Below are 21,778 nucleotides of genomic sequence, written 5' to 3' on the forward strand. Positions count from 1 at the left end.
GCCAAAAATACTCGAAATCCGCGGCCGGCCCAAGGACCCTTGCATCGGCCCTTTCACGAACCCCGGCCGGGGGCTATCGTCAAGACGATGGAATCGAAACTCACCCCCGAGGCCGCGCTGGCCAGCCTGGGCTGGCAGATCGAGCTTGGCGCGACAGAGGCTGTGGGCGACGCGCCCGTGGACCGCTACACCCTGCCCGAGAAGGCCCCGAAACCGGCAGCAAAGCCGGCCCACGCACCGCCCCTGGCGGCCCCGGCGAAGGCACCGCCCGCCGACCCGGTCGCGGCGGCCGAGGCGGCCGCAGGCGCCGCGCCAACGCTGGAGGCGCTGCGATCGGCGCTCGACGTCTACCCGCATTGCGACCTCAGGCGCGGCGCGCGCAACCTCGTGTTCTGCGACGGCGATCCCGGCGCGAGGTTGATGATCATCGGCGAGGCGCCGGGCCGCGACGAGGATCTGCAGGGCAAGCCCTTCGTCGGCCGTGCCGGGCAGCTTCTCGACCGGATGTTTGACGCGATCGGGCTGGCGCGGACCGGCCAAACGCCCGAAGCGGCGCTCTACATCACCAATATCCTGCCTTGGCGCCCGCCGCAGAACCGCGACCCCGAGCCTGCGGAAATCGCCATGATGCGCCCCTTCATGGCCCGCCATGTGCAATTGGCCGACCCCGAGCTGATCGTGCTGATGGGCAATATCAGCTGCGAGGCGGGGCTGGGGCGGCGCGGCGTGACCCGCCTGCGCGGCCAGTGGACCGAGGCTTACGGCCGGCCCGCCCTGCCGATGCTTCACCCCGCCTACCTGCTGCGCAACCCCGCCGCCAAGCGCGACAGCTGGGCCGATCTGCTGGCGCTCAAGGCGCGGCTGTCCACATCGTCGCGAAGGTAATCCCGCCCATGTCCCGCATCGACACGACCCGCGATTTCATCCCCGTCCGCATCGCCGTTCTCACGGTCTCCGACAGCCGCGAGGCCGGCGACGACCGATCGGGCGATACCATCGTGGAGCGGCTCGTGGCCGCCGGCCATATCCTCGCCGACCGGATGATCCTGCGCGACGAGCGCGCCGAGATCGCAAGCCGGCTGCGCGCGTGGGTGGCCTCGCCCGAGATCGACGTGGTGATTTCCACCGGCGGTACGGGGCTGACCGGGCGCGACGTGACGGTCGAAGCGCATCGCGATGTCTACGAGAAGGAAATCGACGCCTTCGGCACGGTCTTCACCATGGTCTCGATGCAGAAGATCGGCACCTCGGCCGTCCAGAGCCGCGCGACGGGCGGCGTCGCCGGGGGGACCTACCTGTTTGCCCTGCCCGGCAGCCCCGGCGCCTGCCGCGACGCCTGGGACGAGATCCTGAGTCTCCAGCTCGATTATCGCCACCTGCCCTGCAACTTCGTCGAGATCATGCCACGCCTCGACGAGCATCGGCGACGGAAATGAGACGCCCCGGCGTTTGACTGCTAGCGCTTGGTTTTCGGCCAAGCGCCGTTACATGTAGCACATCCGCCAGCCAGCCAGGCCGGTCAGTCAAAAGTGGCACGCCATGCGGTTTCTTCGTCAGGGGCTTTTCGGCCTCTTCCTCGTCTCCTTGACCATCGGTCTGCTGGCCTATGCCGGGCACACCGTCGTGGGCGCGGTGCAGGAGCGCATGGCCGACGAGCCGCGCGCGCCTGAGCGGCAGGAACGCGTCTTTGCCGTGCGCACCGTCACGGCAGCGGCAAAAACGATAACCCCCACCATCGCCGCCTATGGCCAGATCGAAAGCCGCCGCACGCTGGAAATCCGCACGCAGGCGGGCGGCATCCTGATCGACCTCGCGCCCGGCTTCGTCGAGGGCGGCGAGGTGCGCGCGGGGCAGTTCCTGGCGCGGATCGATCCCGCCGATGCCGAGGCTACCCTCAGCCGCGCGCGCACCGATCTCGAGGATGCGCGCGCCGAAAAGCGCGAGGCGCAGCGCGCGCTGGATCTCGCCCGCGACGAACTGGCCGCACGCCGCGACCAAGCAGAGCTCCAGCAGCGCGCACTGGACCGGCAGCGCGACCTCGCCGACCGCGGCGCCGGCACCACCGCCGCCGTGGAAACCGCGGAACTGAGCGCGGTGCAGGCACGCCAGGCGGTGCTTGCCAGCCGGCAGGCCGTCGCCGCCGCCGAGGCGCGCGTCGATCAGGCCGCGACCGCCATCGCGCGCGCCGAACTTGCCGTCTCGGATGCCGAGCGGCGGCTGGCCGAGACCCGCATCACCGCCGGGTTTTCAGGCACGCTGCGCGATGTCACGGTGATCGCGGGGCGGCTGGTGACCGCCAACGAACGGCTGGCGACGCTGATCGACGGCGCAGCACTCGAGGTGGCGTTCCGCGTCTCGACCGCGCAATTCGCCCGACTGCTGGACGAGGCCGGCGCGCTGCTGGAGGCGCCGGTCACCGTCACGCTCGCCAGCGGCGACCGGGAGATCACCGCGACGGGGCGGATCACCAGGCAATCGGCCTCGGTGGCCGAGGGCGAAAGCGGGCGCATGGTCTACGCCGTGCTCGACGATGCGCCGGCGATGAAGCCCGGCGATTTCGTCTCGGTCTCGGTCCAAGAGCCGCCGCTCGACGCCGTCACGCGGCTGCCCGCCACCGCGCTCGGGCCCAAGGGCGCGGTGCTGGTGCTGGATGCCGAAGCCCGGCTGGAACGTCAGCCGGTCACGCTGCTGCGGCGTCAGGGCAACGACATCCTCGTGCGCGCCCCCGGTCTGCCGGGTCGCGACGTCGTGGTAGAGCGCAGCCCGGTCCTCGGCCCCGGCGTCAAGGTACGCCGCCTCGCGCCCGAGGCCGTGGCGGGCGAGGCCCGCACCCTGACGCTCAGCCCCGACCGGCGCGCGCGCCTCAAGGCCTACGTGACCCGCGACGACGCGCTGCCCGAGGCCGAACGCAACCGGCTGCTGTCGGATCTCGACCGCGCGCAGGTGCCGGCGCGCACCGTGGAACGCCTCGAACGCCGGATGGGGGGCTGAGCGCCGTGGCCGGCGTCATCTCGTGGTTCACGCGGCACCGTACCGCGGCCAACCTGCTGCTGGTGTTTTTGATCGCGCTTGGCCTGATGGCCATGCCGCGCATGCGGGCGCAGTTCTTCCCCGATATCGTCATCGACAACGTCACCGTCTCGGTCGTCTGGGAAGGCGCCAGCGCCGAGGACATGGACAACGCCGTCGTGCAGGTCCTCGAACCGGTGCTGCTGGGCGTCGAGGGCGTCGATACCGCGACCGCGTCGAGCCGTGAAACCCGCGCCAGCATCGTGCTGGAATTCGAGCCGGGCTGGGACATGGGCCGCGCCACCAACGAGGTGCAGGCGGCGCTCGACCAGGTGACCGAGTTGCCCGACGAGGCCGAGGAACCCGTGGTCCGGCGCGGCGCGTGGCGCGACAGAGTGACCGACGTGGTGATCACCGGCCCGGTGGGGACAGAGCAACTGGGCGGCATCGCCGACGAATTCGTCGCGCGGCTGTTCGAGGCGGGCGTGACGCGGACCACGATCGAAGGCGTCGCAGCGCCCGAGACCGTCATCGAGGTGCCGGGCGTCAATCTCATGGCGCACCGCGTCACCATGCGCGAAATCGCCACCGCCATCGCCGCCGAGATTGACACCGATCCCGCCGGTGACGTTGAGGGCGCCAATACCCGCGTTCGAACGGGGCGCGAAAAGCGCAGCGCGGACGAGATCGCCGGCATCCGCCTGCGGATGCAGCCCGACGGCACGGCGTTGACCATCGGCGACGTGGCCCGCATCCGGGTGTCGGGCGCGGCCCGCGACACCGCCTATTTCGTCGGCGACAGCCCCGCGATCTCGGTGCGCGTCGACCGCTCGTCGCAGGGCGACGCGCTGGATGTCGAGGCGCAGGTGCGCGAGGTGGCGCAAAGTCTTGAACGCACCGCGCCCGAGGGCGTGACGCTCGACCTCATCCGCACCCGGTCCGAAGCGATCTCGGGGCGGATCAGCATGCTGCTGGACAATGCGCTGACCGGGTTGGCGCTGGTGGTGGGGCTTTTGTTCCTGTTTCTCAACGCGCGCACGGCGTTCTGGGTGGCGGCGGGAATTCCCGTGGCGATGCTGGGGGCCATCGCGATCATGCATGCCGCCGGGCTGACGCTGAACATGATTTCGCTTTTCGCGATCATCATCACGCTCGGTATCGTCGTGGACGACGCCATCGTTGTGGGCGAACATGCCGACGCCCGCCACCGCCGCTACGGCGAGCCGCCCCCCGTCGCCGCCGAGCGCGCCGCGACGCGCATGGCGTTGCCGGTGTTTTCCGCTACGCTGACCACGCTGATCGCGTTCTTCGGGCTGGCCTATATCGGCGGCCGGTTCGGTGACCTGATCTACGACATCCCCTTCACGGTGATCGCGGTGCTGACCGCGAGCCTTGTCGAATGCTTCCTGATCCTGCCGCATCACATGAACCACGCGCTGGCCCATTCGGGGCGCGCGCACTGGTACGATCTGCCCAGCCGGGTGGTGAATACCGGCTTCACCGCGTTCCGCGAGCGGGCGTTCCGCCCCCTGCTGGGGCTGCTCATCCGCGCGCGCTACGTGGTGCTGGCCTGCGTCGTGCTGCTGCTGGCCACGCAGGTCGCCAGTTTCATGCGCGGCGATGTGACATGGCGGTTCTTCAACGCACCCGAACAGGGCACCGTGTCTGGCAATTTCGCCATGGCGCCGGGGGCCGAGCGCGCCGATACGCTGGCGCAGATGCGCGAGATGCAGCGCGCCACGGAAGAGCTGGGGCAGGAATACGAAGAGCGTCACGGCACCAACCCGCTGGCGTACGTGATTGCGCAGGTCGGCGGCACGGCCGGGCGCGGGCTGGCGGGGTCCGACACCAAGGACGTCGACCTGCTGGGCGGCATCACCATCGAGCTGATCGATGCCGATCTGCGTCCCTATTCCAGCTTCGCCTTCGTCGCCGACCTGCAGGAGCGGGTGACGCAACTGCCATTGACCGAGACGCTCAGCTTTCGCGGCGGGCGGTCCGGGCCCGGCGGCGACGCGCTCGACATCCAGCTTTACGGGGCCAGCGCCGACGGGCTGAAAGAGGCCGCCGAGGCGCTGAAGACGGCCCTCGGGCGCTACCCCGAAGTGTCGGCGCTGGAAGACAACCTTGCCTATGACAAGACCGAACTGATCCTCGACCTGACCCCGCAGGGCGCCGCGATGGGGTTCACCGTCGACGCGCTCGGGCAGGCCCTGCGCGACAGGATCAACGGGATCGAGGCCGCGACCTATCCCGAAGGGCCGCGCTCTGCCGAGGTGCGGGTCGAACTGCCCGAGGACGAGCTGACCGCCGATTTCCTGCAGACCATGCAATTGCGCGCGCCCTCTGGGCAATACGTGCCGGTGGCGGACGTGGTCAGCGTGACGCAGCGCACCGGCTTTGCCACCGTGCGGCGCGAGAACGGGCTGCGCCTGATCAGCGTGACCGGCGACATCTCCGAGGACGATCCCGCCCGCGCCGCCGAGATCACCGCGGCGCTCGAGACCCAGATCCTGCCCGAGATCGCCGCGACGCATCAGGTCGAATACCGCCTGTCGGGCCTCAGCGAACAGGAGGACGAATTCATGGCCGATGCCCGGACCGGGCTGATCGGCACGCTGCTGGGGATCTACCTCGTGCTGGCGCTGGTCTTTGCCAGCTGGACCCGGCCCGCGGTGGTGATGGCGATCATCCCCTTCGGCCTTGTCGGCACGATCTGGGGGCATGCGCAATGGGACGTGCCGCTGTCGATGTTCACCGTCGTGGGGCTGTTGGGGATGACCGGCATCATCATCAACGACTCCATCGTGCTGGTCACCTCGATCGACGAGCATGCCGAAAAACGCGGCCTGATCCCGGCGATCATCGACGGCACCTGCGACCGCCTGCGCGCGGTGCTGCTGACCACGCTGACCACCGTTCTGGGGCTGACGCCGCTGCTGTTCGAGCAATCCACGCAGGCGCAGTTCCTCAAGCCCACGGTGATCACGCTGGTCTACGGGCTGGGCTTCGGGATGGTGCTGGTACTGCTCGTCGTGCCAGCGCTGCTGGCCATCGGGCGCGACCTCGCGCAGCCGATCACCGCCCTGCGCCGCGGCCTGCGGGTGCGCGCCCTGCGCCCGAGCCTCGGGGCGGGGGGCGCGCTGGTGCTGGGCTGGTTCGCCGCGACGATGGGCTGGGTGATGGTCGCGGGCCGCCTGCCCGCGCCGCTGGCCGCTCTCGCGCCCGCGCAGTCCCTCGCGGCAGCGCTCGGGCTGTTTGTCGCGGGCGCGGCGGTGTTGCTCGGGCTGGTCTGGCTGGTGGCCGTGCTGACGCGCCGGCGGCCCGCCTGATCGCCCTTGCGCCGTTTACAATCCAAGGCTAACCCACGCGCATGCGTATCATACGGGATCACACCTATGTCGATGACGCCGATCGCGGGGCCTCTGCCGCGATCGGGAATTTCGACGGGGTGCATCTGGGCCACCTGTCGGTGATCGAGCAGGCCCGGACAGCCGGCGAGGCCATCGGCGCCCCCTTGGGCATCCTGACATTCGAGCCGCATCCGCGCGAATATTTCGCCCCCGAGGCGCCGCCTTTCCGGCTAATGAACCGCGAGGCCCGCGCCCACCGGCTGGAAAAGCTGGGGGTGGAGAGGCTTTACGAGATCAACTTCAACGCTGCCCTCGCCGCGCTCAGCCCGCGAGACTTCGCCAAGACCGTGATTCGCGACGGGCTGGGCCTCGCGCATGTCGTCGTCGGGGCGGATTTCTGCTTTGGCAAGGGCCGCGCGGGCACTGCCGAGATGCTGCAGGAGTTCGCCACCGAAATGGGGTTCGGCGTGACCATCGCGCGGATCCTCGAGGGCGAGAGCGGTCAGGTCTCGTCCACCGCGATCCGCCGCGCGCTGACCGACGGCGACCCGCGTGGCGCCGCCGCCATGCTGGGCCACTGGCACCGCATCGACGGGCCGGTGATCGGCGGCGAGCAGCGCGGGCGCACCTTGGGCTACCCCACCGCCAACATGTCGATCGCGGGGCTGCATCCGCCGAAATTCGGCGTCTACGCGGTGCTGGTCGACGTGCTCGACGGGCCGCATGCGGGCCACTACCACGGCGCGGCCTCGGTCGGCGTGCGGCCGATGTTCCAGGGCGAGTTGCCCAATATCGAGACCTTCCTCTTCGACTTCTCCGGCGATCTCTACGACGCGCATCTGTCGGTGGCGCTGGTCGAATACCTGCGCCCCGAGGAAAGCTTCGACAGCCTCGAGGCGTTCATCGCGCAGATGGATGCCGATTGCGTCCGGGCGCGGGACGTATTGGGGGCATTATGACCGACGCTGCGGACCCCATCGACCGCACCGGCCTGCGCCCGCGCTTCTGGGAGACCACGCCGCTCAACCGGATGACGGTGCGCGAATGGGAGGCGCTGTGCGACGGCTGCGGCAAATGCTGCCTCAACAAGCTGGAGGACGAGGACACCGGCGAGGTCGCGCTGACCCGCGTCGCCTGCCGGCTTTTCGACGACACCACCTGCCGCTGCGGGCAGTACGAGACCCGCCACCGCTTCGTGCCGGAATGCATCAGCCTGAAACCGCACACGATCGAGCGTCACGCCTACTGGCTGCCCTCGACCTGCGCCTACAAGCTGCTGCACGAGGGCAAACCGCTATACGACTGGCACCCGCTGATCTCGGGCACGGCCGACAGCGTGCACGAGGCCGGCGTGTCGATGCAGCACCGCACCCTGCCGGAATTCGAGATCGCCGAAGAGGACTGGGAAGGCCACATCATAGAGGAGCCCACCTGATGCAGTTCGCCTCCGACAATTCCGGCCCCGCCCTGCCGGCGGTGATGCAGGCGATGAGCGAGGCCAACGAGGGGCACGCGCCCTCCTACGGGGCCGACGCCCTGATGGACGAGGTGCGCGACCGGCTGCGCGACCTGTTCGAGGCGCCGCAGGCCAGCGTCTACCTGGTGGCGACTGGCACCGCGGCCAACGCGCTGGCGCTCGCGACGCTGTCGCAGCCGTGGCAGACGGTGTTCTGCACACCGCTGGCGCATATCCATACCGACGAATGCAACGCGCCCGAGTTCTTCACCGGCGGCGCCAAGCTGAGCCTCGTCGGCGAGCACGACAAGATGACGCCCGATCAGTTGCGGGACGCGCTGGCGGCATGGCCCGCCGGCGACGTGCACAATCCGCAACACGGGCCGTTGGCGCTGACCCAGGCGACAGAGCGCGGACGCGTGCATGATTGCGACGAGATCGCCGCACTGTGCGAGGTGGCCCGCGCGCACCGGATCCCCGCCTACATGGACGGCGCACGCTTTGCCAACGCGGTGGCAAGCCTTGGCTGCAGCCCCGCCGAGATGACGTGGAAGGCGGGCATCGACGCGGTCAGCATGGGCGGCACCAAGAATGGCTGCCTCGGGGTCGAGGCGGTGATCTTCTTCTCCCCCGAAAACGCGTGGGAGTTCGAGCTGCGACGCAAGCGGGCAGCGCATCTGGTGTCCAAGCATCGGTATCTCTCGGCGCAGATGCTGGGCTATCTGAGGGACGATCTGTGGCTGACCTCGGCGCAGACCGCCAACGCGCAGGCGGCAAGGCTGGCCGACGGGCTGCGCGCCCTGCCCGGCGCCGAGATGATGTTCGAGCGCGACGTGAACATGATCTTCGCCCGACTGCCGCGCGCCACACATCAGCGCCTGCGCGCCGCCGGGGCGCGCTACGCCATGTATGAAGGACCAGTAGATGATGGTCCGGACCACGAGCCGCTGATGATGCGGCTGGTCTGCGACTGGTCGATCACCGATGCCGAGATCGCCCGATTTCTCGAGATCGCGAGCGGCTGACGGGTTCAGTCGCCCGCGTACTCGGCGTCGCTCACCTGCTCCAGCCAGTCGGCCGTGCGCCCGTCCTGCCCCTCCTGAATGGCCAGGTGGCACATCATCTGGTCGGGGGCCGCGCCGTGCCAGTGCTCCTCGCCCGGTGGAATCCACACCGTCTCGCCGGCGCGGATCGCCTGCACCTTGCCGCCGCGGGTGGCGATGCGCCCGACCCCCGAAAGCACGTGCAGCGTCTGGCCCAGCGGATGCGTGTGCCACGCGGTGCGCGCGCCCGGCTCGAACGTTACCCGCAGGGCGCGGACGCGCGCGGGCTCCGGCGCCTCGATCACCGGCTCCTGCCAGACGGTGCCGGTGAAATAGGCGGCATCGGCGCGCCGATGCGGGCGGGTCTCCGGTCTGATGATTTCCATGCCGTCTCTCCTTGTCGTTGCGAGGGGCCGCGCAACGGCGGCCCGCATCCCGATTTCCGGGGCGACACCCTTGACGCGCCTCGGGTTTATGCCTATCCGCCTTACATCGAATTCCGGGGGCTGCCTAGGGCGGCACCCGCCCATGTGTCAGACGGGGTATCCACACGCCCCCAACCCGAAACGAGGATGATCCCATGTCGCGCCGCTGCGAACTGACCGGAACAGGCCCGATGGTCGGCTGGAACTCCAGCCACGCCAACAACAAGACCAAGCGCCGGTATCTGCCGAACCTTCACGACGTGACCCTGCAATCCGAGGCCCTCGGGCGCGGGATCAAGCTGCGAATCACCACCCATGCGCTGCGCAGCGTCGATCACCGCGGCGGTCTGGACGTGTTCCTCGCCAAGGCCAAGGACGAGAAGCTCTCACCGACGGCCCTTAAGATCAAGAAAGAGATCGCCAAGGTGCAGGCCGCAAGCGCCTGACGCCCCGATTCGATCGTGTAATTCGCAGCCTTGCCAGTCCGGCGGGGCTGTTTGCATTTGCGGAGGCGTGCAGCACTTTGTCGCTTGTCAGCCGCGCGCCGCGGCGCCTATCCTTCCCGTCCATGGAGCCTCTGCGCGCGATCACGGCCTGCGGGCTTTGCCTTTTCCTGGCGCTGACCAGCGTCACGCTGGCGGTGGCCCGCGCGGCTCCGCTGCCGGCAGGCGAGATTGTGATTTGCGGCGGCGACGGCTCGCGCAGCGTGCCCGTGGATGCAAGCGGGGCCCCGATTGACCCGCCGCATGCCTGCCCCGACTGCCTGCTGGCCTTCTACGCCACCGAGCCGCGCGATCCCCTCCCCGTGCCGCGCATGGCCGTTGCGACGGCACGGCACCCCTTCGCCGACGCGACCCATCCCATCCCGCTTTCGCGGCCCGCGATGCTGGCCCGCGCGCCGCCCGCCCCGGTCTGATCCCGTCATTGATACATTCAGACCGAAAGGAGAGACGCGATGTCCCTCAAATCCAGCCTGCTCGGCGTCTGCGCCAGCCTCGCCCTCGCGACCCCCGCCCTCGCGCAGCAGATCGAGATCCACCATCCCTATGCCCGCAGCGCCAGCCCGATGGCGAAAACCGGCGCCGCCTTCATGGTGATCTACAACCATGGCGACGCGGCCGACCGCCTGATCGGTGTCACCTCGCCCGCCGCTGAGAAGGTGCAACTGCACACGCACCGCGAAGACGACGGCGTGATGCGCATGATCCATGTCGAGGAGGGGTTCGAGTTACCCGCCGGTGATGGCCGGCTCGTGATGAAACGGGGCGGCGATCACGTCATGTTCATGGGCCTGACCGCACCCTTCGAGCAGGGCGACACGATACCGCTGACCCTGACCTTCGAGACGTCGGGCGAGATGACGCTCGACGTCCCCGTCGATCTCGAGCGTGACCCGGATCAGGGGCACGGGCACCAGGACGGCCACCAGCACGGGCAGGATCACGGGCACGAGAACACCAAAGATCACTAGCCGCCCAGCACCTCCGCGACCCAGGCAGGCACCATCTCCGAGGCGCGGCCCTGCCGCGCTTCGTCGAAATCGCGCGATACCGCGCTTGCCTCGAGGTTGATCTCGACGCAATGGGCCCCGTGACCGGCGGCCTCTTGGGCGAAACCGGCGGCGGGATAGACCTCTCCCGACGTGCCGATGGCGGCGAAGATCTCCGCGCCCTGCAGATGGTTCAGGATCTCGTCCATCCGGTAGGGGATTTCGCCGAACCAGACGACGTCGGGGCGACAGGCCCGCGCCGCGCAGGCGGGGCAAGCCTCGGCGGGCGATATGTCGCCGGTGACCGGCCATCTTTCGCCGCAAGCGGCACACAGCGCGCGCGCCAGTTCGCCGTGCATGTGAATGACGTCACGGGCGCCTGCCGCCTCGTGCAGCGCATCCACGTTCTGCGTCACGATCACCACCTCGCCGGAATGCTCGGCCTGAAGGCGCGCCAGCGCCTGGTGCGCGGCATTGGGCTGCACCTCGTCGGCCTGCGCGCGCCTTGCATTGTAGAACGCGTGCACCCGCTCGGGATCGCGCGCGAAGGCGTCGGGGGTCGCGACATCCTCGATCCGGTGCTGCGCCCAGAGCCCGCCCGCGTCGCGGAACGTGGCCAGCCCGCTTTCCGCCGAAATCCCGGCGCCGGTGAGTATGACGATCTTTTGCATCGCGCCCTCCTGATCTATAACGTTGCGGCAAAGGAGCCCGCATGACCCACCGCATCCTCTTCGTCTGCCTCGGTAATATCTGCCGCTCGCCCAGTGCCGAGGGGGTGTTTCGCACACTGGTCCCTGCGGCAACCACCGACAGCGCCGGCACAGGCGACTGGCACGTGGGCGATCCGCCCTATGGCCCGATGCAGGACGCCGCCAGCGCCCGCGGCTACGACCTGTCGGATCTGCGCGCCCGCCGGATCACCGCGCGCGATTTCGACCGCTTCGACCTGATCGTCGCGATGGATGCCGCCAACCTGCGGGCCATCGAGGCAGTGCGCCCGGCGGGTGCCGCGACGCCCGTGCGGCTTTTCACCGATTACGCGCCCGATCGCGGCATGGACCACGTGCCAGATCCCTATATGACGCGCGATTTCGACGGCACGCTCGACCTCATCGAGGACTGCGCGCGCGGTCTCGCCGCGAGGCTCTGACGTCTCCGCACGGTCACTCGCGTGCGTCGCGCATCTGCTCGGCGATCTGCGCGGCCCAGTCGCCGATGATCGGCAGGAACTCGATCTGGCTGAGCGCCCAGACGAGCAGCGACAGCAGCACCGTCGCTCCCAGAAGCGTGCCCAATCCGACCGCGAGCCCGCGCGCGAAATTGAACGCCAGCAGGCGCGGCATGTTGTTGTGGATCCGCACGAAGCGGTGGCTGTTGAGCAGCTCCAGTTCGGCCCGAAGCGCGCGGATCTCTCGTGTCAGCGCGTCGGTCTGCTGGGGGTCGTCCTGCATCAGAAACACCCCGCGACGTCGTACATCACCGGCTCGAAATTGCGGCAGAGCGCGTTGATCTCGCGATTGCGCGCGCGCATCTCGTCGCTGCGCAGCATCGCCTGGAAATCCTCGCGGGTCCGCCATTGCGAATAGATCGCGATCCGGGTCTGCGCGTCGTTGACATGCAGTGCCGCGGCGATGAAGCCGTCGCGATCCGCGATCACGTCGCGATAGGCCGCGTTCAGAAGATCGATCAGGTCCTGGCAGGTGCCCGGCGTCACCTCGAAGGTGGTGATCACGGCCTGCTGGCCTGCAGTCTCGGTGATATGCGGCATGGCACGCTCCTCGTTTTGGACGCGTTCCTAGCATGCGCGGACGCCGCGGTAAATTCCGCGGCCGCGTTAACCATCCCTTTACCCTTTGTTAAGCAATGTTGTCCGAGGGGTAACCATGGTGCGATGCCTGACGCTTGCGGTCGTTCTTCTGCTCTGGCTCGCACCGGTGGCGGAGGCCGGCGCATGGCTGCGCGAGAAGGGCACGGCGTTCGTCGAACTCTCTGGCCGGGTGACCGAGCCAGACGAATACGGCTTTTACGGGCTGGATGCCGGGCTTTACGCCGAATACGGTCTGGCCGAGCGGCTGACCCTCGGCTTAGATGCGGGCCATGACACGCTGCGCGTCTCGAAAGCCGTCGTGTTCATGCGCCTGCCGCTGGGACGCGAGACGCGCCAGACCAAACTGGCCGTGGAACTGGGCGCGGGCGAGGTCGGGGAAGAGACCGCCCTGCGCCCCGGCCTGTCCGTCGGGCGGGGCATAACCCTGTGGGATAGGGGCGGCTGGCTGAATGCCGACGGGCGCATGGTGCTGGCCGGCAGCGGCGCCATGACGCTGGAAACCGATCTGACCTTCGGCCTGTCGATCACGAAGCGGGCCAAGATCATCCTGCAGCTTCAGGCCGGTCAACCCGATACCGGGGACGGCTATGCCAAGTTCGCACCGTCGTTCGTCTACGAGACGAAGCCCGGCACGCATCTGGAGATCGGCCTGACGCAGCCGCTGACGGGCAGCGACAGGCGGGGGCTTTCGCTGGATCTCTGGCGCATGTTCTGAAGGCGCCAGAGATCGCGACCGGGAAACAGGACCGCGTCAGTCGGCGGCGTCTATGCCAACCCGCAGGATGACCTTGCCGGACACAGGGACCGGCCAGCGCAGGTGGATGCGGTCCTTTTCGGGGCCTTGCGCGGCCTCGAAATAGGGCGCGTGATGGACGATCCCGTTCACGCCGTCGCGCAATGGCCCCTCGGGCAGCACCGACACCACGGTTTGCGCCCAGGCCCCGAAGGGCAGTCGCGGCGCCGGCTCGACGATCCAGGTGGCGCTTGCGCTGGCCTCGACATGCGCCATCACCAGCGGGCTTGCCGCCTGTACGGTCACGTTGTGAAAGCTGTTCTCGGCGAAAGTGATGTTGCGTATCCGGTCGTAATCGAGATCGGCAAAGCTGGTATCGACGGTCTCGACCCGGTCGATCGTGCCGATGCCGCGGAAGGTGTTGCCGGTGACGATCATCCCGTCGAGGAAATGCCCCGGACCATAAGGCTTGACGGTGATGTAGGTGAACCAAGGCGCCATGTCGCTGGCCAGAAACACGTTGCCGGTGATGCTGAGCGCACTGAACGAGAACTCGGCGGCAAAATCCGGGGCCGCGTCGTGTTCGTTGCCCCATTCGATGAAGCAGTTGTCGATGTAGTTGCCGCTCAGCGTGCCGCGATTGTTGGTGCGGGTCAGCACGAAGCCGGCGCTGCGGATGCCGTTCGACGCCGCGTCGCCCTGGAACACGTGATTGCCCGAGATCAGCGAGCTCGACCCGGCCATCACCGCGAAATGCCGGAAGAACGGCGCACGGTTGTCGCGGATCTTGAGATCGTTGGCATTGGCGTTGAAGCCGATCGTCTTGCGGTCGCCCACCAGAAGCGGGCCCTCGTCGGACAGGAACTGGCAGCGGTCGATCATCATGCCCTGGTCGCCCTCGCCATGGCTGGTGATGCCGCGATCCTTGGGGCGGGTGAAGAAACAGTCGCGGAAATGGTTGGCCGAACCCTGCGGCGGCAACAGGACGCCGCTGCAACTGGCGCCGCACTGGAAATCCACCTCGGAGAACACCATCCGCGACACGTCCTGAAAGCCGCTGAAGTCGAGGATGTACTTGAACCGCCGGAAGGTGAAGACCTGGGTTCCGGACGCGTCGTAAAGCTGCTGGCTGAGGGTGATCCGCCCGGTCGCGACGTTGCGCGCGCTGACATAGACCTCGCGTCCCACGCCATTGCCCTCGACCAGCGCGCCGACCGGCACGTTGGCCACGTTCACGACGCCGGTCAGCTCCTTGGCGTTGCTTTCAGGAGTGTAGGTCGCCTGCGAGGTGACGACCTCGGTGTCAAAATCAGGCGTCGGAAAGACCGAGAACTGGCCGTTCCGGATCACGTGGCGCTGGTTGTAGGTGGTACGGTTGCCGACCGCCGCGGCCATGTCGACGGGTGCCCGCAGGGCGATCTTGCGCCCGGCCAGATCCAGCGTGACATGCCCGGCATTGTTCAAAAGCGCCTGATACGCCTTGATGAAGGCCAACTCGCTGTCGCCGAAGGCGTCGATATAGGCCGGCAGGTGGTAATTCGCGGTCAATGCGAGGATCGCGTCATCGGGCATCACAAGCGTGCCCTCGAAGCGGATGCGGCTCTGGATCGTGGTGCTTTGCCCAAGGTAATAGGTGCCCGCCGGCACGATGATCTCACGCCCGCCCGCGGCGGTGTCGGCGGCCTCGAACGCGGCGTGATCGTCGGTCACCCCGTCACCGATGGCCCCATAGTCGCGCACGTCCACGGTGGCGATCACGTCGCGCAGGAAGAACCGGCTGACATCCTCGATCTCGATATCGTCGATGCGCACCACGCCGCCCGAGGGCCCGGTGAGGTCGATCCCGAAATGGCCGAACACGGCCTCGGGTCCCCAGACCATGTCGACGCCCTGCCGCTGCCCGGTGCCGACGATGGCGCTGACCTCGACCACCTCGCCATAAGTGGTCAGAGGGACCGCGGGCCCGCTCAGCGTCACCCCCGGCAGCGCAGCGCCGGCACCGTCCCCGGCGAAGGCGGCGATGCGCACGTCCGGCAGGTTGCCCGCCAGCGCCTTGATGCGCACACGCACCCGCAGGTAGCAGCCGGGCAGGATCGGGGTCTCGTCCATGTAGCGCAGGCGCTGCACGCTGTCGGTCTTCTGGATCTCCAGCGCGCCACCGAAATCCTGATCGGCCGGAACGAAGGCCGCGTTGGCGGCCATGTCGTAGGTGTCAGTGCCGGGCCTGCCATCGCCGCTCGACCATGTGTCGAGGCCGGCCGAAAATGGCCGGGGCATGAAGACGATGCCTTGGGTGATTGCCTTGTTCATGTCAGTCCCTTTCCTTGTCCCGCGCCGCGCGTGATCGGGGAAAGGGGATAGACTGATCCTGTTAACCGTGTGTCAGACCACCGTGACGGTGCCCCGGCGGCCCGTCACGTGCTTAGACCCGGCGCCTCGCGGACACGCACGCCGTTGATGCGCCATTCGCCGTCCACCTCGATCATCTCGTAGTCGACGATCCACGAGGTGCCGCCCGGCCCGCGCATGCGCACGCTTTGAAAAGGCGTGCCGTCGATCACCTCGAGATCGAGGAAGGTCACGTCCGAAGGCTGCCAGACCATCGGGTAGCCGTTGCGCACCATGTCGCCGAAGGTTTCCGGCGTGCCGAACTTGCGCTGGATGAACGGGCTGGCATGCTTGAAGGCGCGCTCGGTGTCCTCGGCGAGGAACGCCTCGATCTGGTCGGAGATCACCGACCGCATCGCCGTCTCGTCGGCGCGCGCCCCGCCGGTCAGGCCGGCCATCAGGATCAGGGATAGGATGACATGTCGCATGAAAGTACCTCCATACGTGAGCGACCTAGGCTGACACCGGGGCCCTGCAAGCCGCGCGCTCAGCCCGCGACGACCCGCCCCTGATCCAGCTTGAGGGTCCGGTCCATGCGCGCGGCGAGGCCAAGATTGTGCGTCGCGATCAGCGCCGACAGGCCGGTGTCGCGCACCAGCCCGGTCAGCGTCTCGAAGACCTGGTCGGCTGTCTCGGGGTCGAGGTTGCCGGTCGGCTCGTCGGCCAGCAGCACGCGCGGGCTGTTGGCCAGCGCACGGCAGAACGCCACGCGCTGCTGCTCACCCCCCGACAGCGCCGACGGGCGGTGCCCGGCGCGCGGGCCCACGCCCACCTGCTCCAGCAGATGCATCGCGCGATCCTCCGCCGCGAGGCGCGCCACGCCGTTCGCGCGCTGCGGCAGTGCGACGTTTTCCAGCGCGGTAAACTCGGGCAGCAGATGGTGAAACTGGTAGATGAAACCGACCTCGGCGCGCCGCACCCGCGTGCGGCGCCGGTCGCCAAGACCGCTCATGTCCGCACCGCCGATCTCGACCCGGCCGGCATCCGCCACGTCGAGAAGCCCCGCGATGTGCAGAAGCGTGGACTTGCCCGCGCCCGAGGGCGCGACAAGCGCCACCATCTCGCCCTTTTCCAGCGCCAGGTCGACGCCGGCCAGCACTTGCACCTCGCCGGGGCGGCCCTTGTTGTAGGTCTTGTCGATCCCCGAAAGACCCAGCACCGGATCACTCATAGCGCAACGCCTCCACCGGGTTCATCCGCGCGGCGCGCCGCGCCGGAAAGATCGTGACCACGAAGCTCAGCCCCAGCGACAGCGCCACCGCCGTCAGCACGTCACCCAGCTGCAATTGCGCCGGCAACTGGTAGATGCCGCGAATCGACGGGTCCCAGACCTGCCCGCCCATCATCACGTTCACCGCCGAGAAGATCGGATCGATATAGATCGCGAAAAGACATCCCAGCACCACCCCCGCGGCGGTGCCGATGAGCCCGGTGAACGCCCCGCAGATGAAGAAGATGCGCAGCACCGATCCCTCGCTCAGCCCCATGGTGCGCAGGATGCCGATATCCCGCCCCTTGTTCTTGACCAGCATGATCAGCCCGCTGGTGATGTTCATCGCCGCGATCAGCACGAGGATCGACAGGATCACGAACATCACGTTGTCCTCGACCTCGAGCGCGCGCAGGAAGGATCCGCTGGCATCCCGCCACGTCCAGACCTGTGCGCGCTCGCCCGCGGCCCGCAGCAGGTCCGGCACCATGGCCTCGATGTTCTCGGGCTCGGCGACCGTCACCTCCAGTTCGTCCGCGCGCCCGTCGCGGTTGAAGAAGGTCTGAGCCTCGGAAAACGGCAGATACACGCGCACCCGGTCGATGTCGTAGCGCCCGACGCTGAAGATATAGGTCACCTCGTAGGCGTTGATCCGCGGCGTGGTGCCGAACGGTGTCTTGACCCCGTCTGGCGAGATCAGCTTGATCCGGTCGCCCAGCGTCACGCCAAGCTCCTGCGCGACGCCGGAACCGATCGCGATGCCCGCCTCGAAGCCGCCCAGATCGCCGCGCCCGGTCTCGGGATCGACGACGCGCGGGATCGCCCTCAGATCACCCGGCGAAATGCCAAAGACCTGCACGCCGGCATTGCGGCCTTCGGCACTGGCCATCACCTGCCCCTTGACCAGCGGCGCGACCCTCGTGACGCCCGGCACCTCGCGCACGCGCTCGGCCATCGCCTGGTAGTCGGCGATGGTGCGGTCGACGCGGCCGGTCGCGGGGTCGATCGACCCGGCGCTGTAGACCGTCGCATGGGCATTGGCGCCAAGGATCGTGTCGACGAATTCAGCGCGAAAGCCAGAACGCACGGCGAGCGTGGCGATCAGCGCGAAGACCGCCAGCGTGATACCGATCAGGCTGATCCAGGTCATGACGCTGACACCGCCCTCGGCGCGTTTGGCGCGCAGGTAGCGCCAGGCGATCAGCCACTCGAACGCGGCGAAGGGGGCGGGGGATCTGGCCATCGCGGCCTCCTGAGACTTGCGCGGGTTCAGTGCGGTGTTCGGCGGACGGCGTCAAGATGGCGTGCGGGGGGCGGGACCTTAAAAGGAAGATCATTTCAAGCAGCGCCATCGCATGTCCGCGGGCAGGCGACCTGAGGGCCGTTCGAGGCGTTTTATCCCGTACCCCTGCAGAAGAGCCGATCAACGCACCAGCTTTGAAAGATCGCCTGTCCGGGAGGCGGACATTCGATGGCGCTGCGGCGCGTCGCGCAGCATACCGCGAAGGGGACGTCGCTCGAATGATCACGCGAGCGTCCTTGCGCCCTCTCAGAACGCCGGCTGCAACACATGCGCCGCGTAGATATCCGCAAGACGCTCCACCACCGCCTCGGGGGACAATTCCTCGCTTTCGCCGGTGCGGCGGCTGGTCAATTCCAGCATGCCGGTCTTCAGGCCGCGCGGCCCCACCGTGACCCGCCAGGGCAGACCGATCAGGTCCATCGTGGCGAACTTGCCGCCCGCACGCTCGTCGCGATCGTCATATAGCGGCTCCAGCCCCAGCAGGGTCAGCGACTGGTAAAGCGCCTCGCAGGCCGCGTCGCACTCCGCATCGCCCTGCTTGAGATTGACGATCCCGACATGGAAGGGCGTGACCCCCTCGGGCCAGATGATGCCGCTCTCGTCATGGCTCGCCTCGATGATCGCGCCCACAAGACGGCTGACACCAATGCCGTGGCTGCCCATGTGCACCGGCACAGCCTTGCCATCGGGGCCCTGCACGGTGGCGCCCATCGGCTCGGAATACTTGGTGCCGAAATAGAAGATCTGGCCCACCTCGATGCCGCGCCAGGTGCGGCGGCGATCCTCTGGGACGGCGTTGAATTTCGCCTCGTCATGGGTCTCGTCGGTGCGGGCATAGGGCGCGGTCCACTCGTCCACGATGGCGGCGCAATCCTCAGGGCTGTCGTAATCGACAATCCGGTCGCCGAGCTTCAGGTCGGTGATCGCGCTGTCGTAGAACACTTCCGATTCGCCGGTATCGGCGAGCACGAGGAATTCGTGCGTGTCGTCGCCGCCGATCGGGCCGCTATCGGCGCGCATCGGGATCGCCTGCAGGCCCATCCGTTCGTAGGTGCGCAGATAGCTGACCATGTGGCGGTTATAGGCGTGCAGCGCGTCTTCCTTGGTCAGGTCGAAATTGTAGCCGTCCTTCATGAAGAATTCCCGGCCCCGCATCACCCCGAAGCGCGGACGCACCTCGTCGCGGAACTTCCACTGGATGTGATAGAGGGTCAGCGGCAGATCCTTGTAGCTGCCGACATGGCTGCGGAAGATGTCGGTGATCAGCTCCTCGTTGGTGGGACCGTAGAGCATGTCGCGGCCGTGGCGGTCGGTGATGCGCAGCATCTCGGCGCCGTAATCGTCGTAGCGCCCAGATTCTCGCCACAGGTCGGCCGATTGCAGCGTCGGCATCAGCATCGGGACGTGACCCGCGCGCACCTGCTCCTCGTGGACGATGTTCTCGATCTTGCGCAGCACCTTGAACCCCAGCGGCAGCCACGAGTAGATCCCGGCGCTCGCCTGCTTGATCATCCCCGCCCGCAGCATCAGCCGGTGGCTGGCGATCTGCGCCTCGGCGGGGGTTTCCTTCAGGACGGGCAGAAAATAACGGCTGAGACGCATGACGAACCTCTGTCGATGGGGTACCGTCTCTCGTCTATGGCCTTGCACCGCGCCAGACAAGGGAGGATCGGCGGCTTTCGGCGGCATCGGCCCCTTGATTCCGGTCCCCGCACGGGTGAGATGGTCTGCAAAGCTTAGGAGCGCGCGAATGGCATTACCGGTCAAGCAACAGGCGACATATTGGGGCATCGCATCGGCCGTCTTCCTTGTGCTGATGTGGTTCCTTGGCGACGTGATGCTGCCCTTCATCATCGGCGCCGCGATCGCCTATTTCCTCGACCCGGTCGCCGACCGGTTGCAGCGGCTGGGGCTGAGTCGCATCGCCGCGGTCGTGGTCATCACGCTCGCTCTCATTTTGCTCTTCGCGCTTGTTGTGCTTCTGGTGGTGCCGACGCTGGTAGCCCAGGCGATCGCGCTCTTCGAGATCGTGCCACAGCTGACCGGCGATTTTCGTGCCTTCCTCTTCTTGCATTTCCCATCGCTTTTCGACCCCGATTCGACCGCGCATGAGACCCTCACCCAGTTGGGCAACACCATTCGCGAGCGGGGCGTGGCAATGATCGAGGCGCTGGTCACCTCGGCGGCTTCGCTGTTGAACATCGTGGTGATCCTCGTGGTGGCGCCAGTGGTGGCGATCTATCTGCTTTATGACTGGGACCACATGATGACCGAAATCGACCACATGCTGCCGCGCGATCACGCGCCGGTCGTGCGCCGTCTTGCACGCGACATCGACGCGACGCTGGCCAGCTTCATTCGCGGCATGGGCACGGTCTGCCTGATCCTCGGCACCTACTACGCGGTGACGCTGATGCTGGTCGGGCTGCAATTCGGGCTGGTGGTCGGAGCGGTCGCGGGAATCCTGACCTTCATTCCGTATGTCGGCGCGATCATCGGCGGCGCATTGGCGATCGGGCTGGCGCTGTTCCAGTTCTGGGGCGAGTGGGTCAGCATCCTTCTGGTGGCCGCCATCTTCGTCTCGGGCCAGGTGATCGAGGGCAATTTCCTGACCCCCAAGCTGGTGGGCTCGTCGGTCGGATTGCATCCGGTCTGGCTGATCTTCGCGCTGTCGGCCTTCGGCACGCTATTCGGCTTTGTCGGCATGCTGGTCGCGGTGCCCGTGGCGGCGGCCCTTGGGGTGATCGCGCGCTTCGTGATCGCGCAATACAAGGCCAGCCGTCTCTATCGCGGGCTCGACAGCGCGGGCGACGGCTGATGGCCGAGCAGCTCAGCTTCGATCTGCCGGTGCGCGCCGCGCTCGGGCGCGAGGATTTCTTCGTGTCGCCGGCCAATGCCGAGGCCGTGGCGATGATCGAAGGCTGGGCGGACTGGCCCGACTGCAAGCTGCTGCTGACCGGGCCGGCAGGCGCCGGCAAGACGCACCTGGCGCATGTCTGGGCGGGCCTCGCCGAGGCGCGGATCGTCGCGGCGCGCGATTTGGCACGGGCCGATGTCGCCGCACTCGCCGAGGCCCGCCTCGTGATCGAGAACGCGCAGGACGTCGCCGGTGACGCAGCCGCCGAGGCCGCGCTCTTTCACCTGCACAACCTGATGCGGGCCGAGGCGCGCGCGCTTCTGATGACCGCGCGCACACCGCCGCATCTGTGGGGGCTGACGCTGCCGGATCTGGCCAGCCGGCTTCAGGGGACGTTGCACACCGCTCTCGGCCCGCCCGACGACGCGCTGCTCTCGGCGGTCCTGATGAAGCTCTTCTCGGATCGCCAGCTGATGCCCAGCCCCGACACGATCCCCTTTCTGGTGCGGCGCATGGAACGCTCGTTCGGGGCCGCCGAGGGGGTCGTCGCCGATCTCGACGCCACGGCGCTGGCAGAGCGCCGCCCGATCACCCGCGGCCTGGCCGCGCATGTTCTGGACAAACAGGGCGAATAGGATCACGCTTCGTTACCGGATCGTCACACGCCACGGGCACAAGGCCAAC

At 67.8% G+C, this 21,778-nt stretch carries 23 protein-coding genes; 14 read left to right on the forward strand and 9 right to left on the reverse strand.

Going from position 1 to position 21,778, the window contains the following annotated elements; translation table 11 throughout:
* The first annotated feature begins 87 nt into the window (after positions 1-87).
* The 7 genes from V8324_RS03450 (at position 88) to V8324_RS03480 (ending at position 8,843) form a co-directional block, all read left to right on the forward strand.
* Entirely contained in the window at positions 88-885 is a 798-nt protein-coding gene (locus V8324_RS03450) for a uracil-DNA glycosylase (RefSeq protein ID WP_336418520.1), read from the forward strand.
* 8 nt (positions 886-893) lie between these two features.
* Positions 894-1,436, forward strand: coding sequence for a molybdenum cofactor biosynthesis protein B (gene moaB / locus V8324_RS03455; protein ID WP_336418521.1), 543 nt, complete (start codon positions 894-896; stop codon positions 1,434-1,436).
* Between the two features lie 103 nt (positions 1,437-1,539).
* Complete coding sequence (locus V8324_RS03460; protein ID WP_336418522.1) at positions 1,540-2,991, forward strand: efflux RND transporter periplasmic adaptor subunit; 1,452 nt, start codon at positions 1,540-1,542, stop codon at positions 2,989-2,991.
* A gap of 5 nt (positions 2,992-2,996) precedes the next feature.
* Positions 2,997-6,341, forward strand: a complete 3,345-nt coding sequence (locus tag V8324_RS03465; RefSeq protein ID WP_336418523.1) for an efflux RND transporter permease subunit — start codon at positions 2,997-2,999, stop codon at positions 6,339-6,341.
* A gap of 41 nt (positions 6,342-6,382) precedes the next feature.
* On the forward strand, positions 6,383-7,321 hold the full coding sequence (locus V8324_RS03470; RefSeq protein WP_336418524.1) for a bifunctional riboflavin kinase/FAD synthetase: 939 nt from the start codon (positions 6,383-6,385) through the stop codon (positions 7,319-7,321).
* Entirely contained in the window at positions 7,318-7,797 is a 480-nt protein-coding gene (locus V8324_RS03475; protein WP_336418525.1) for a YcgN family cysteine cluster protein, read from the forward strand. Before V8324_RS03470 ends, V8324_RS03475 begins: the two co-directional genes overlap by 4 nt.
* Positions 7,797-8,843 carry a threonine aldolase family protein gene (locus V8324_RS03480; protein WP_336418526.1) on the forward strand — a complete coding sequence of 349 codons (1,047 nt, stop codon included), beginning with the start codon at positions 7,797-7,799 and terminating at the stop codon, positions 8,841-8,843. Before V8324_RS03475 ends, V8324_RS03480 begins: the two co-directional genes overlap by 1 nt.
* Positions 8,844-8,848: 5 nt before the next feature.
* Here the strand turns inward: V8324_RS03480 and V8324_RS03485 are convergent, their stop codons facing one another.
* Positions 8,849-9,247, reverse strand: coding sequence for a (R)-mandelonitrile lyase (locus V8324_RS03485; protein WP_336418527.1), 399 nt, complete (start codon positions 9,245-9,247; stop codon positions 8,849-8,851).
* A gap of 194 nt (positions 9,248-9,441) precedes the next feature.
* Here V8324_RS03485 and rpmB point away from each other — a divergent pair, with 194 nt between their 5' ends.
* The 3 genes from rpmB (at position 9,442) to V8324_RS03500 (ending at position 10,757) form a co-directional block, all read left to right on the forward strand.
* Positions 9,442-9,732: a 50S ribosomal protein L28 gene (gene rpmB / locus V8324_RS03490; RefSeq protein ID WP_336418528.1), complete on the forward strand. Its 291-nt coding sequence runs from the start codon at positions 9,442-9,444 to the stop codon at positions 9,730-9,732.
* A 77-nt stretch (positions 9,733-9,809) separates the two neighbouring features.
* Positions 9,810-10,202 (forward strand): hypothetical protein, encoded by a 393-nt coding sequence (locus tag V8324_RS03495; protein ID WP_336418529.1) that lies wholly within the window; start codon positions 9,810-9,812, stop codon positions 10,200-10,202.
* Positions 10,203-10,241: 39 nt separating this feature from the next.
* On the forward strand, positions 10,242-10,757 hold the full coding sequence (locus V8324_RS03500; protein ID WP_336418530.1) for a copper chaperone PCu(A)C: 516 nt from the start codon (positions 10,242-10,244) through the stop codon (positions 10,755-10,757).
* Here the strand turns inward: V8324_RS03500 and V8324_RS03505 are convergent.
* On the reverse strand, positions 10,754-11,446 hold the full coding sequence (locus V8324_RS03505) for an NAD-dependent deacylase (RefSeq protein ID WP_336418531.1): 693 nt from the start codon (positions 11,444-11,446) through the stop codon (positions 10,754-10,756). The genes V8324_RS03500 and V8324_RS03505 overlap by 4 nt on opposite strands.
* A gap of 41 nt (positions 11,447-11,487) precedes the next feature.
* Here V8324_RS03505 and V8324_RS03510 point away from each other — a divergent pair, with 41 nt between their 5' ends.
* Positions 11,488-11,925, forward strand: a complete 438-nt coding sequence (locus V8324_RS03510; RefSeq protein WP_336418532.1) for a low molecular weight protein-tyrosine-phosphatase — start codon at positions 11,488-11,490, stop codon at positions 11,923-11,925.
* Between the two features lie 13 nt (positions 11,926-11,938).
* On the opposite strand, the gene V8324_RS03515 is transcribed toward V8324_RS03510, so the two are convergent.
* A complete protein-coding gene (locus V8324_RS03515; RefSeq protein ID WP_336418533.1) occupies positions 11,939-12,226 on the reverse strand; it encodes a DUF5665 domain-containing protein in 288 nt (95 codons plus the stop codon).
* A complete protein-coding gene (locus tag V8324_RS03520) occupies positions 12,226-12,543 on the reverse strand; it encodes an antibiotic biosynthesis monooxygenase family protein (protein WP_336418534.1) in 318 nt (105 codons plus the stop codon). The genes V8324_RS03515 and V8324_RS03520 overlap by 1 nt, the downstream gene beginning before the upstream one ends.
* 115 nt (positions 12,544-12,658) lie before the next feature.
* Here V8324_RS03520 and V8324_RS03525 point away from each other — a divergent pair, with 115 nt between their 5' ends.
* Complete coding sequence (locus tag V8324_RS03525; RefSeq protein ID WP_336418535.1) at positions 12,659-13,318, forward strand: hypothetical protein; 660 nt, start codon at positions 12,659-12,661, stop codon at positions 13,316-13,318.
* Between the two features lie 36 nt (positions 13,319-13,354).
* Here the strand turns inward: V8324_RS03525 and V8324_RS03530 are convergent, their stop codons facing one another.
* From V8324_RS03530 to proS, 5 genes are all read right to left on the reverse strand, one after another.
* Positions 13,355-15,646, reverse strand: coding sequence for a glycosyl hydrolase family 28-related protein (locus tag V8324_RS03530; RefSeq protein ID WP_336418536.1), 2,292 nt, complete (start codon positions 15,644-15,646; stop codon positions 13,355-13,357).
* Positions 15,647-15,750: 104 nt separating this feature from the next.
* Positions 15,751-16,152, reverse strand: coding sequence for a DUF4864 domain-containing protein (locus V8324_RS03535; RefSeq protein WP_336418537.1), 402 nt, complete (start codon positions 16,150-16,152; stop codon positions 15,751-15,753).
* A gap of 59 nt (positions 16,153-16,211) precedes the next feature.
* A complete protein-coding gene (locus V8324_RS03540; RefSeq protein ID WP_336418538.1) occupies positions 16,212-16,895 on the reverse strand; it encodes an ABC transporter ATP-binding protein in 684 nt (227 codons plus the stop codon).
* Positions 16,888-18,177 carry a lipoprotein-releasing ABC transporter permease subunit gene (locus tag V8324_RS03545; protein WP_336418539.1) on the reverse strand — a complete coding sequence of 430 codons (1,290 nt, stop codon included), beginning with the start codon at positions 18,175-18,177 and terminating at the stop codon, positions 16,888-16,890. The genes V8324_RS03540 and V8324_RS03545 overlap by 8 nt, the downstream gene beginning before the upstream one ends.
* Positions 18,178-18,483: 306 nt before the next feature.
* Positions 18,484-19,839: a proline--tRNA ligase gene (gene proS, locus V8324_RS03550; protein ID WP_336418540.1), complete on the reverse strand. Its 1,356-nt coding sequence runs from the start codon at positions 19,837-19,839 to the stop codon at positions 18,484-18,486.
* A 148-nt stretch (positions 19,840-19,987) separates the two neighbouring features.
* On the opposite strand from proS, the gene V8324_RS03555 reads away from it, so the two are divergent.
* Together V8324_RS03555 and V8324_RS03560 are read left to right on the forward strand one after the other, a co-directional pair.
* Entirely contained in the window at positions 19,988-21,055 is a 1,068-nt protein-coding gene (locus tag V8324_RS03555; RefSeq protein WP_336418541.1) for an AI-2E family transporter, read from the forward strand.
* Positions 21,055-21,729 carry a DnaA ATPase domain-containing protein gene (locus V8324_RS03560; protein ID WP_336418542.1) on the forward strand — a complete coding sequence of 225 codons (675 nt, stop codon included), beginning with the start codon at positions 21,055-21,057 and terminating at the stop codon, positions 21,727-21,729. Before V8324_RS03555 ends, V8324_RS03560 begins: the two co-directional genes overlap by 1 nt.
* Positions 21,730-21,778 lie beyond the last annotated feature (49 nt).

The sequence above is a fragment of the Roseovarius sp. D22-M7 genome, assembly GCF_037083785.1.
In the GTDB taxonomy this organism is placed as follows: domain Bacteria; phylum Pseudomonadota; class Alphaproteobacteria; order Rhodobacterales; family Rhodobacteraceae; genus Roseovarius.